This is a genomic window from Idiomarina sp. ST10R2A5 (genome assembly GCF_051842325.1).
Classification (GTDB): Bacteria; Pseudomonadota; Gammaproteobacteria; order Enterobacterales; family Alteromonadaceae; genus Idiomarina; species Idiomarina abyssalis.
In genome coordinates, this window is record NZ_JBNIEX010000001.1 from 342,459 (window position 1) to 354,239 (window position 11,781).

The 11,781-nt window shown below is 44.1% G+C and carries 10 protein-coding genes and 1 pseudogene; 7 read left to right on the top strand and 4 right to left on the bottom strand.

Annotated features, from left to right (window positions below):
* The 4 genes from ACP7FG_RS01725 to rmf all read left to right on the top strand — a co-directional run bounded on the left by ACP7FG_RS01725 (window position 1) and on the right by rmf (window position 4,284).
* Window positions 1-240 (top strand): glutaredoxin family protein, encoded by a 240-nt coding sequence (locus ACP7FG_RS01725; protein ID WP_011234529.1) that lies wholly within the window; start codon window positions 1-3, stop codon window positions 238-240.
* Complete coding sequence (gene uup / locus ACP7FG_RS01730) at window positions 237-2,183, top strand: ATP-binding cassette ATPase Uup (protein WP_439225329.1); 1,947 nt, start codon at window positions 237-239, stop codon at window positions 2,181-2,183. Before ACP7FG_RS01725 ends, uup begins: the two co-directional genes overlap by 4 nt.
* A 6-nt stretch (window positions 2,184-2,189) precedes the next feature.
* The gene (locus ACP7FG_RS01735; RefSeq protein ID WP_439225330.1) at window positions 2,190-3,932 is read left to right on the top strand and encodes a DUF3466 family protein; all 1,743 of its coding nucleotides are present in this window, start codon (window positions 2,190-2,192) and stop codon (window positions 3,930-3,932) included.
* Between the two features lie 175 nt (window positions 3,933-4,107).
* Window positions 4,108-4,284 carry a ribosome modulation factor gene (gene rmf, locus ACP7FG_RS01740; protein ID WP_074930759.1) on the top strand — a complete coding sequence of 59 codons (177 nt, stop codon included), beginning with the start codon at window positions 4,108-4,110 and terminating at the stop codon, window positions 4,282-4,284.
* An 84-nt stretch (window positions 4,285-4,368) separates the two neighbouring features.
* Here the strand turns inward: rmf and fabA are convergent, their stop codons facing one another.
* The 3 genes from fabA to ACP7FG_RS01755 all read right to left on the bottom strand — a co-directional run bounded on the left by fabA (window position 4,369) and on the right by ACP7FG_RS01755 (window position 8,187).
* A complete protein-coding gene (gene fabA / locus ACP7FG_RS01745; RefSeq protein ID WP_054487751.1) occupies window positions 4,369-4,881 on the bottom strand; it encodes a 3-hydroxyacyl-[acyl-carrier-protein] dehydratase FabA in 513 nt (170 codons plus the stop codon).
* Between the two features lie 82 nt (window positions 4,882-4,963).
* Complete coding sequence (locus ACP7FG_RS01750; protein WP_439225331.1) at window positions 4,964-6,880, bottom strand: AAA family ATPase; 1,917 nt, start codon at window positions 6,878-6,880, stop codon at window positions 4,964-4,966.
* A 395-nt stretch (window positions 6,881-7,275) separates the two neighbouring features.
* Window positions 7,276-8,187, bottom strand: coding sequence for a LysR substrate-binding domain-containing protein (locus tag ACP7FG_RS01755; protein ID WP_439225332.1), 912 nt, complete (start codon window positions 8,185-8,187; stop codon window positions 7,276-7,278).
* 113 nt (window positions 8,188-8,300) lie between these two features.
* Between ACP7FG_RS01755 and ACP7FG_RS01760 the strand changes: the two genes are divergently transcribed.
* On the top strand, window positions 8,301-8,861 hold the full coding sequence (locus ACP7FG_RS01760; protein ID WP_439225333.1) for an FMN-dependent NADH-azoreductase: 561 nt from the start codon (window positions 8,301-8,303) through the stop codon (window positions 8,859-8,861).
* Between the two features lie 16 nt (window positions 8,862-8,877).
* On the opposite strand, the gene ACP7FG_RS01765 is transcribed toward ACP7FG_RS01760, so the two are convergent.
* Entirely contained in the window at window positions 8,878-9,069 is a 192-nt protein-coding gene (locus tag ACP7FG_RS01765) for a CPXCG motif-containing cysteine-rich protein (protein WP_054487742.1), read from the bottom strand.
* 267 nt (window positions 9,070-9,336) lie between these two features.
* Between ACP7FG_RS01765 and ACP7FG_RS01770 the strand changes: the two are divergent.
* Window positions 9,337-9,794, top strand: a pseudogene (locus ACP7FG_RS01770) (efflux RND transporter permease subunit); the annotation flags it as partial.
* A 268-nt stretch (window positions 9,795-10,062) separates the two neighbouring features.
* On the top strand, window positions 10,063-11,703 hold the full coding sequence (locus ACP7FG_RS01775; protein ID WP_439225334.1) for a methyl-accepting chemotaxis protein: 1,641 nt from the start codon (window positions 10,063-10,065) through the stop codon (window positions 11,701-11,703).
* Window positions 11,704-11,781 lie beyond the last annotated feature (78 nt).

The following is an 11,781-nucleotide window of genomic DNA, read 5'->3' on the forward strand; positions in this document are numbered from 1 at the left end:
ATGTCTGCGTTTTATTTGCTTACGAAACCAAACTGTCCGCTTTGTACTCAGGCTATTCAGTTACTGCATTCGCTTGACCTCGAAGAGCCGGTTGAACTTGGAGTAGTCGACATTGCCGAACAGCAGGAGCTGCAAGAAGAGTATGGCTGGTTAGTACCAGTATTTATTCGGGGAAAAGACGACGCAGAGTTGCGTTGGCCTTTCGATGCTAATCAATTGCTGGAGTTTGTAGAGCAATGAGTTTATTACGTGTACAGGATGCGCACCTGGCCTTTGGCGCCGATGCAATTTTAGACGGTGTTGATTTTACTATTGAAGCTGGTGAGAGGGTTTGTTTAGTTGGTCGTAATGGTGCGGGCAAATCAACCTTACTGAAAGCTATCGACAGTGAAGTGGTTCTGGACTCTGGGCAAATACAGTGGGTTGGAGATACCAAGGTGACACGCTTACCTCAGGATCCGCCCAAACAGTCTGAGCAGAGAGTATTTGACTATGTTGCCGAAGCTCTGGCGGAATCGGGTAAAGCGTTGGCTCGTTATCATGAACTCTCAGCCAGCCTTACAGACTCGCCAAGCAGTGCCACACTTGATGAAATGGATAAATTGCAGAATCAATTGGACGCAATTAATGGGTGGCAGGTTAATACGCGAATAGAGCAGGTCTTAACGAAACTGCAATTGCCGGCCGATGAAACCATGGCTTCACTTTCTGGTGGTTGGCTACGTCGTGTGGCTTTGGCTCGTGCCTTGGTTGTTGATCCTGACATTCTGCTGCTGGACGAACCGACCAACCATTTGGATATTGAAATGGTGCGTTGGCTGGAAGAGCAAATCGTTAATTTCTCTGGTGCTGTACTATTTATTAGTCACGACAGGGCATTTATTCGTCGTCTGGCCACCCGAATTATCGATCTTGATCGTGGCCATTTGACCAGTTATCCCGGAAATTACGATACCTATTTACAAAAGAAGCAAGAAGCGCTGGAAGTCGAAGCAACTCACAATGCCGAGTTTGATAAAAAGTTAGCTGCTGAGGAAACCTGGATTCGACAAGGAATAAAGGCACGACGAACTCGCAACGAAGGTCGGGTACGTGCACTCCAGGATTTGCGTAAACAACGACAGCAACGTCGAGAACTTCAGGGCAAAGCGAACCTGTCTGTTAATGAATCATCTCGTTCAGGTAAAAAAGTTTTTGAAGGGGAAAATCTGTCCTTACGTTTTGGTGAAAAGCCGATTATTAATGATTTGGACTTATTACTAATGCGCGGCGACAAAGTCGCTTTTGTCGGTCCGAATGGTTGCGGGAAAAGTACCTTAATCAAGGTTATTCTGGGCATGCAGGACGTTGATAGCGGAAAAGTTCAACTGGGTACAAACCTTGAAGTTGCTTATTTTGATCAACATCGATCGCAGCTTGATCCTGAACAAACCGTGATGGATAACGTTGGTGATGGTAAGCAGGATATCGAATTTCAGGGGCGTAGCCGTCATATTCTTAGTTACTTACAGGACTTTCTGTTTAGCCCTAAGCAGTCCCGGACTCCCGTTCGTGCCTTATCTGGTGGTGAGAGAAACAGAGCTTTGTTAGCTAAGATCTTGCTGAAACCCAGCAATATTTTGGTACTGGATGAGCCGACCAACGACCTTGATATCGAAACTTTAGAGTTACTGGAGCAGATTGTTGCAAATTATCAAGGAACTGTGCTGTTAGTCAGCCACGATAGGGAGTTTGTCGATAACACCGCCACTAGCGTTTTGTATTTTGAAGGTGAGGGCGTTATTACGGAAATAATCGGCGGATTTACCGAGTTAAACCACTATTTAGCCGCTAAGGCTGAAAATTCATTTTCAAATAGCGGAACCAAAGCATCGTCAAAAGAGTCAGACAGCAACAAAAGTTCGCAAAATAAGCAGAAAACGGCCGACAAAGGTTCAGACAAGCCTAAGAAGAAGTTATCCTATAAACTGCAGCGCGAACTAGAACAGTTACCAAAGGTTATTGCTGACAAAGAAGCAAAACTTGAAGAATTACAAAAAATAATGAATGAACCGGGGTTCTTTGAACAGCCACTAGATAAAACGGAACCAGTGATGACTGAAATTGCCAGTATTGAGGAGCAATTGATGCAGGACCTGGAGCGCTGGGAAGAACTGGAAAACTTATCAGAACAGAGTAGTTAGTTAATAATGAAATCATTTACGCTGAAAACACTCACAGTCGCGATAGTGTCGACAATATCTTTCTCTGCTGTAGCAGATAAATATGAAATTGAAGAAATTCCAACCGCTGATAATTTTCGCCACAGTTTTGCGAAGGATATCAATGCTCAGGAGTTTGTTGTCGGTGTTTCGCGCCTACCGACCGATGTTGAACTTGATCTGACTAAGATATCTCCAGCTATTTTGCAGAAAGCGGGAATCGCCGACATAGAGGAGGTTGATACCTTAACGCCGGAACAACGAGAATACATTATTCAGCAAATAGCCAATGAGCGAAACTCTGAACCTCAGCAGCAAAGGGTCGGCATTAACCGTTCTTATTATTTTGATACGACTGTTCAGTCCATTGTTCCCTTTCCTGCAAACGAAGATCAGTTAGAAGACAGCACAGACAGCTTTTTTTATTCAATAAATAACCAGAATTCGGCAGTGGGTTACAGCAGCGCTCCGTTTGGTCTCATTGAGTACACATATACAGATGGTGAAGGTGAGGAGCAAACTTCTGAATTTTTTGTTTCAGACTTCATTACTCGGGGCGTTTGGTATAATAACGGAGAAACGACTTCAATAACGCCTCCAGCAACGGATTACCTTGGTGGTGAAAGTGCTCTTTTCGATATTAACGATAGCGGACTAGCGGCGGGATATGCCAGTGTAGGTGTAAGCCCAAGATCCGAAGAGCGCATAGCTAACTGCGAACCAGAAGATGAAGATGATATCGTTTCTGCTCCACTTCAGGTTTGCGCCTGGAACATCTGGTTTGAGACAAAAAGCACCGGCGCGTCAAATATAGAGCCTTTTTATAATCCTCGCTTTGGTGGCGGGAGATCAAGCTTCTCTGCACGACGTTCAATTTATGATGTTAGAGGCTTCTTATGGCAGCTTGATGCTAGTGGCGAAGTTATTAGCCAGCAAGAGCTTGGGACATTAGTTCCAAGAAACGAGGAAGATGATCGAGATTTCTCAAGTTATGCTTTTGCTGTCAACAATAACGGTATTGCTGTCGGCCAGAGTTGGACTTACCATCCTCAGCGCGGCGCTATTCGTATGCCAGCCATTTTCGTTGACGGTGAAGCAGTACCTGTGACAGAAGATGAAAAATATTTCTGGGGGTCAGCAAAAGACATCAATGATAATAACCAGGCGGCTGGTTATTTAGTTGAAAACTTGTCTGGTACCTTAAGAAACACAGCTTTCATTTATGATGTTGATCTCGATGAACTGACGATGGTACCGGGGTTCTTCACTGGATCCTCAACCATTATTCATTCAATTAACAATAATGGCATGGCAGTAGGTACAGGCGAGATTGAAGCAACGTTGTCTAACGTTCGGCAACGCGTTGGTTTTGCTTATGACAGTACCGATGAGGCTGCAGAGTTTATTAACTTAAACGACGCGATTAGTTGTGATAGTCCTTACGATATAGTAGAAGCCAATAGCATAAATGATAACGGTGTTATCCTTGCTACAGCCCTTAAACAGCAAGAGTATCAGGACGAATCGGGTGAGACTCAAACGCGGGAAGTCGCAGTAACAATCAAACTTGATCCTGTTGATGGTGAACTGAATAACTGCCGCCAGGAAGAGAATCAAATTGAGCGTGAAGGTGCGTCAACCGGCCTGTTTTCACTGCTTACTTTAGGCTCACTTGGTTTGCTTATTACCGCAATACGCAGAAGAGCCTTCCTTAAGACCAAAAAATCATAATCGCTTAGAAAATAAAAAGTAGCACAGTTTCAATCCGTTAAAAAAAGTCAATGGATACTGTGCTGCTTTTACAATTGAACTCTCCTGAAATAAGTCTATCAATAGTAATGAGGCAACAAAAAACGCCTCAACTCTCTAAATAATAATCTGTGAATAACAGGCGAGGGATAGATTTATGAAAAGACAAAAGCGTGATCGCTTTGAAAGAGCACATACTCAAGGCTTTAAAGCTGGTTTGCATGGCCGCTCAAAAGACCACTGTCCTTATCAAACTCAAGATGATTTTAGATCCCACTGGCTGGGAGGTTGGCGAGATGCAATGGAGGCCAGAAATACCGGCTTATTCCGCTAAGTGTCAGAAGTAAATAGATAGATAATTTAAACGCCGATGCTTAAATACAAAAAAGCATCGGCGTTTTTTCGTTTAAGACGAGTTTTAGAAAGTAGAGGTGTCTGTAAATAGACCCACTTTTAAGTCTTTGGCGGTATAGATCTCGCGGCCGTCTACTTCCACGCGTCCATTGCCCACACCCATGAACAATTTGCGCTTAATGACTCGCGTCATATCAATGTAGTAGCTTACTTTTTTATGTTCAGGGAGTATTTGCCCGGTGAACTTCACTTCACCAACACCTAATGCACGTCCGCGGCCCGGTCCACCAGACCATGCCAGGTGAAAACCAAGCAATTGCCACATAGCATCAAGGCCAAGACAACCAGGCATGACAGGGTCACCTTTAAAATGGCAATCAAAGAACCAAAGATCAGGATGGATATCGAGCTCAGCATGGATAAAACCTTTGCCGGCCGAACCGCCGTCTTCATTAATTTCAATGATGCGATCCATCATTAGCATATTGGGGGCTGGCAACTTGCTGTTGCCAGGACCAAACATTTCCCCGCGACTGCAGGCCAGAAGTTCTTCGCGAGTAAAGCTCGACTGATTCATAAATACCCTAATTTAGTTATTCAAAAACTAGGGCGCAGTTTAGCGTACAACTGTACGCCAAACAAATCCGACAAGTTCTTTCTTAGCTAAAAATACGGCGCCAAAAGCTGCGAGGTTGATCATTGTCAGAACTATCCAATGTACGGTCCCGCACGTGCTGGAAAAGGGTTTTAATTGGTATTTCGGTTAATAGCTCTAAGGCTTCCTCGACATGTTCAACGGTATAAACGTGAAACTGCCGATTTTTAACGGCTTCAACGATTTCGTCATTAAGGTTGAGTTGATGTTTGTTTGACTGCGGAATAATGACACCTTGCTCACCGTTAAGTCCCCGGTGTGCACAAAGCGCATAGTAACCCTCAATCTTTTCATTTACCGCACCAATTGACTGAACATTACCAAACTGGTCAACCGCGCCGGTAATGGCAAGAGACTGTTTAACTGGCTGTTCTGCCAAAGCTGAAATTAAGCAACAAAGCTCGCCAAGTGACGCGCTGTCTCCATCAACTTCGTAGTAAGACTGCTCAAACACAACGGTTGCTGAGACTGACAAAGGTTCATGGCGGGCAAATTGATTAGCCAAATAAGCACTTAGAATCATGACGCCTTTGGTATGAATATTACCGGAGAGATCAGATTTACGCTCTATATCGATAATATCGCCGTCACCGTAGTGAATGGTCGCGGTAATTCGGGAAGGTTCGCCGAACTCACTGCCGCCCATAGTCACAACGGTCAAACCGTTCAATTGACCAACGGCGGTGCCATGCGTATCAATTCGAACCTGCTGCTCAAGAATGCTGCGTCGACTGAGTTCGGCAAGGTTACCTTCGCGATCGCGTTGTTGCTGAAGCGCTAAATCTATCGCTGCTTTATCAATTTTTGCGTGTTGATTCTGCAACGCGCAATCATTGGCTTCCCGAAGAAGCTGGAGCAGACTGACTGTATTAAGTGTCAATTCTTGCTGGTAATCGGTATATCTGGCACAAACGCGCAGCAAGGCAGAATAACCGTCGGTGCTCAAGGGCAATACGTCAGCCAGTTGCCACACATACTGTAAATAGTTGAAGTAAGGCGCTACTGGCTCGTTTTGCGTCGCGTAATGACCATGAAAGTCCGCAAGAAACGGGAAAAAATGGTCGAAGTCTTCGTCGTATTCGCGAAGTTGCGCGTACTCGTTGCGAGAGCCGAGTAAAACAATTTTTATGCTCACAGGGACTGATTCAGGCCGATAGAAAAAAGCAGCACCTGAATCAGGCGACTGTCTTGGCCATTCAAATTCACCGCCTTCTATAACGTCTTTTAAACGTTTCCAGAGCTTGATATTTTCCAGCAACTGCGCAACTTCAATGGCCAATACACCGCCATTTGCTTTGTGCAGTAAGCCCGCTTCAATAAGGTGAAGCTCTGAGCTAACCGTGCCTTCAATGGATTGAACCCCAATATGTCCGAACAAACGCTCTTCGGTTACGCGGTCGCAATAATAATAAGGGGCAGGGTGTTCATGTCCTACAAGAACAGAAGCCAGACTTTCACCCTGAATTTCCTCGGCTTTTTTATCTCTAATCTGCTGCATATAATCACGCAACTTATGGGTATCAAACTGCTCAATTATCGCTTTGTAGGCCTCGTCGCGCTGGTCTAGTGGACGTTGCAGAAACCCCCAGATAGCTTTGATAGCGGCATCAGCGGTACCTGAGGGTAAATTCACACATAATGGCCTTAGTGGATCTGTTGGGTTTGCCAGGTAAATCCAGTCATACCACTGAGTAAATTCCCAATGGTTTTCGTTAAAATATGAGTCGAGAATGTCTCGTTTCAAAAGCCCTGTAGGAAACAACGCATAGATATTTGAATAAGTGCCTTGTTGGCGCAAGGCGTTGTTCAATGCATTAACAGCTCGTCTTTGTCCAACTAATGCATCTTCTTTAAGTTCGGCCGGGAGCTCTTTCAACCATTCGTTTGTTTGTGGCTGCAATGCGAAATTATCTAATTTCATTGAATTGTTCTTCTCTTAACTAGCAATAAAGACATGATAACAGAAATGGCTAATTGAGAGCGTTTTGCTGTGGTAATAAAAAACGGAGAAGAACAATGCAGCCTGCAAGTCGACAACAGGCTTTAGACATGCTGAAGGCTCTATAACTTATGCGGTAACGTTGTCGTTTTGTCATCTTGTCACGACACCAGACATAACCAATGCCAGAGTTCAATTTCTTGTATTGGTGGTGCGTACTTTATTCCTTGGCAACGCCAACCGGGGAACCACCGAAGAACCTTCTAAAGAAATAGCGGAATTTGAAGGTATCTGCTTCAAATACATAATTGCGTATAATGTATATTATGTTAAATCATAACTATATAAGTATAACAGCCCTACGAAGTGCTTACTTTTTAAAACTGCTGCTGAGCCAGATCTGGAAGCTTTTCGGCAAGAAAGTCGATAAAAACACGTACAGCGGGAAGAATTCCCCGTCGGTGTGAGTACGTCATATGCATAATTCCGATTGGCAAATGCCAGTCGGTTAATACCGGAACTAAGTCGCCATTATTGACCGCTTCGTTACAGAGGTAATTAGGTAAAGCGGCAATCCCTAATTGTTTGATTGCGGCTTCTCTTAACACAATCATGTCGTCGGTAATAAGCCGTGGTTTTATTCTGATATTCTTTTGCTGGCCCGAACTGTGAATCAGTTCATAGCCATAGCGGCCGTTTGTGTAGTGCATACTGAGATGCTCGAATTTTAGTAAATCTTCGGGTTTCAGAATGGCTTTGTCCTGAATTAAGCCGGGCGCAATGTAAAGTGTCTGAGGTGCCTGGCTAATTGGTCTCGCAATCAGGCTGGAGTCTTCTATGGTGGGTCTAACCCGCAAGGCAACATCAATGCCCTCTTCAACCAGATTCACTGGACGGTTAGTAACCACGAGCTGTATTTCGACCTCCGGGTACAAACTCATGAATTCTGGTAACACCTGAACCAACAAACTCTGACTGATTGCATAAGGCGCGCTAACTTCAACTTTTCCTCGCGGCTTATCCAGTAGACGCTGAGTGACTTGTCGAGCTGACTCAGCAGCACTGACAAGGCGCTCACAATGCACCAGAAACTCACGGCCAACATCAGTTAGTTTAAGACCGCTTCGACTTCTGTGAAAAAGTCTTGTGCCCTGTTCGTCCTCCAACTGAGCCATTTTCCGGCTTATGGTTGATTTTGGCAGACTTAAATCCCTTGAGGCAGCGCTAATACTGCCGGAGGCGATGACTTGAGCAAATAGATAATAATTTGTGACATCGGGAAAAGACATAAAGACCTCAAGGTTCCGCTAATGGAACGTAAGTTCTCATTCTAGCTTCTTATTAAAGTATTTGGAACGAATTATACTGTGCCTATCTTAAAAAAGAGAATAATGAGGTTTGTATGAAAGTCTTACATTTAGATTCGGGTATCTTTATTGATCAGTCAGTTAGTCGCCAATTAACTCGCGACATTGTCTCTCAGCTTAAAAATAACCAAGAAACAACGGTTGTGTACCGCGACTTGGTTGCCAACCCGGTTGATCACCTTACGGCTGAAGAGCTTTTAGCCGACGATAAGCCTTTGATTAATGAGTTGGTACAGGAACTTTTTGATGCAGATACCATTATTATTGGTGCGCCCATGTACAACTTTACTATCCCTACGCAGTTGAAAGCCTGGATTGATCGCGTGCTGCAGGCCGGAGTAACTTTCAAATATACGGAACAAGGTCCACAAGGCTTAGTTAAGGACAAGAAGGTTTATATCGCTTCAGGTCGTGGTGGCATTTATTCTGAGGGCGATATGCAAGCACTGGATCATCAGGAAAGTTACTTAAAGCAGGCACTTTCTTTTATCGGAATTACTGACGTTACTGTAGTTCGTGCAGAAGGAATGAACATGGGGGATGAATCTCGTCAACAAGGATTCGAGCAAGCGTCTAAAGAAATCGCTGCTATATAATTTCATAAAACGCACCCTACTCGTCATCGCGGTGCGCTTTTATTTGTATCTCATCGCCCAATTGTATTACTTCTATTTCTATTGGCTGGCAGCAGACCTGGCAATCGACAATCTGCTGTTGCCCAATATCATTTAACCAGTCCACTTCAATATCGTTAATTGTCATGCAGTAAGGACACTCAAATGTTTTTGGATCGGTAAGACTCATAGCAGGCACCTTAAATTAAAGCTCTGGTCTACAATAGTAATCGAATCTTTGAACTTTTGCGTAGCTTATTAAATATTCAATTAAAATAATCGGCTGAGTGCGAATGATGACATCGTGGTTAAAACAATCCTTAATAGTAACGTCGTTATTGGTCGCTAGTGTAACGCAGGCTCAAACACCCGTTGAGTATATAGAGGCGAATAAAAAACCGATAGTAAATACAGTTAAAGTACCAACCACCCTTTCAGCCATGAATAACTCGCAGCTTCTGTTCAAACACAATGGCCCGGTGCTACGCCTCAGGACATAGAGAAAGAAATCCTTATAGAGCAGGAAGAATTTCTTCGTACGGTACCTAACTTACAGCGCATGGAAAGCAGTGCAAGTAATGGTGAGGTGAGTATAGAACTGGGCTTTCCTTTTGGCGTTGATGTTACCGGAACATTAATCCTGGTTAACAATGCGTTAAGTCAGGTGCCGGATTATCCAGAGAATGTCGGGTAACCTCGAATTTTTCCGCGTCTTTTCCAAGTGATGCTTTCATGTACTTTCGCGTCGCTCCTATTGAGGATAATCCGAAGAATATCGATATGGTTATGATGCGAGATTACATTGAGGATAATGTACGACCGCGAATGTCATCGGTTGCCGGGGTATCTCAGGTAAACGTTAGCGGAGGTGCTCAACGACAAGTTCGTATTCTGATGGACAAAGACGCCCTCATTACTGTGTGGTATTGCTCCCCTGGTCTTTATTCCAGGCGCTGGTACAGAGCTTTACCGCGGGGTTGGGGCTATTGTGATGTTTGGTCTCATAGGTGCTGCGCTTGTTACTATTTTCACTTTACCGGCGCTATCTGCACTGGTACTAAAAAACGAGGGGTGAATTCTTAGACAAAATATTGATCTTTGCGCTACTTTTTTACTGTAAATATTTTGTAAACTGCCGATAGCTTATTAAGTAAGCTTTCCGTCGGTTGACTAAGGATCATCAATGAAGATCATACAGCAGTTAAGTATTACGCAGAGACTGGTTTTACTACTGGGAATTGCCGCTTTAGGAACAGCTCTGATGGTGGCGTTTATGATGTTCATTTTGAACAACCTGTTGGTTGAGGAAGAAAAACGTAAACTCAACGCCGTACTTGACGCTGCTCATACCATAGTCAGCCATTATCATCAGGAATATCAGGATGGTAACCTCAGCGAATCTGAAGCCAGAACGGAAGCTTATGCTCGCCTTGATAACATTCGCTACGAAGGCGTGGAGTACATATTTACGCTAAGTCGTGACGGCGTTTTAGTACAACACCCTTTCTCTAAACAGTTAGTCGGCAAAGATGTAACCAGCTACGAAGATCCGGAAGGCACTCGACTGTTTCAGGAGATGGTCCAGAAAGCACGTTCAGCTGATCGGGCTACCGTAGAATACATATGGCAAAAAGGCAGTGATGCCAACAACCTGGTTCCTAAAATTAGCAGAATAAGAGTATTTGAACCCTGGAACCTTATTATGGGGACAGGTCAGTACACCGATAATATTACCAGCATGTTGTGGCAGGAGTTTTTTAAACTAGCTGGGTTGGCTCTGTTTCTTGCTGTGCCTCTCCTTCTTTTGTTTGTTTTGATCATACGCAGTATTACTCGTCCTTTGAAAACGATTAATAACGCCATGTTTGATATTGCTGAAGGTGAAGGTGATTTAACCCGGAGGCTCGATGACTCTGGCTCTGATGAACTCGCTAAATTAGCGACCTCTTTCAATACTTTTGTACACAAAATACAGCAACTCGTACAGAGCGTTCAGGAAAGTGCTAAAAATGAAAGCGAAGCTGCTAGTCAACTCACTGACTTATCTGCTACGAGCAGTCGACAGAGTGATGAATTAAGTTCTCAAACAAGCTCTATCGCTACAGCAATAACTGAATTATCTTCATCAGCTTCAGAGGTTGCCGACCATGCCCGTCAGGCCGCCGATTCAGCGAATACCGCCGATGAAGAAGCTGGTCGTTCGGCAATCATTGTTCGTGAATCGGTCAATAACATTGAGGCACTAACCTCTGAACTGGGTAAAGCTGGCGAGAAAGCCCGGTTATTACAGGACGGTTCAGATAAGATTGGTAATATACTCGGTGTTATTGTTGCAATTGCTGAACAAACGAACTTACTTGCATTAAATGCAGCTATTGAGGCCGCCCGGGCCGGTGATGCAGGGCGTGGGTTTGCTGTAGTTGCTGATGAAGTCAGAACTTTAGCAACCAGAACCCAACATTCAACCGATGAAATCTCCTCTATTGTGGAAAGTATTCAGGGAGCAATTAAAGAGGTCAGTCAAATTATCAATGATGTTGAACACCGCTCAGCATCGACCAACGAAGAGGCATTGAAAGCCGAACGGGCAATTAGCCAAATTCAGGAAGCGGTCGCCAACATTTCCAGTATGAACATACAAATTGCATCAGCCACCGATGAACAAAGTCGGGTCACTAAAGATTTGAATGAAAACATCACGGGCATTTCTGACCTTTCCCATGCTAACCAGGACGCAAATACGCGGGTATCTGAAGTAAGCCGGGATCTCAGTAAAAACAGCATTGATCTGAGTCAACTTGTGAGCCGGTTTAAAACAAAATAACCTTAAAAAGACTAGGGACAATAGTAATCTGCCCTGTACCTTTTGAGTCACAAGACGTAAAATGCACGTACTTTTACA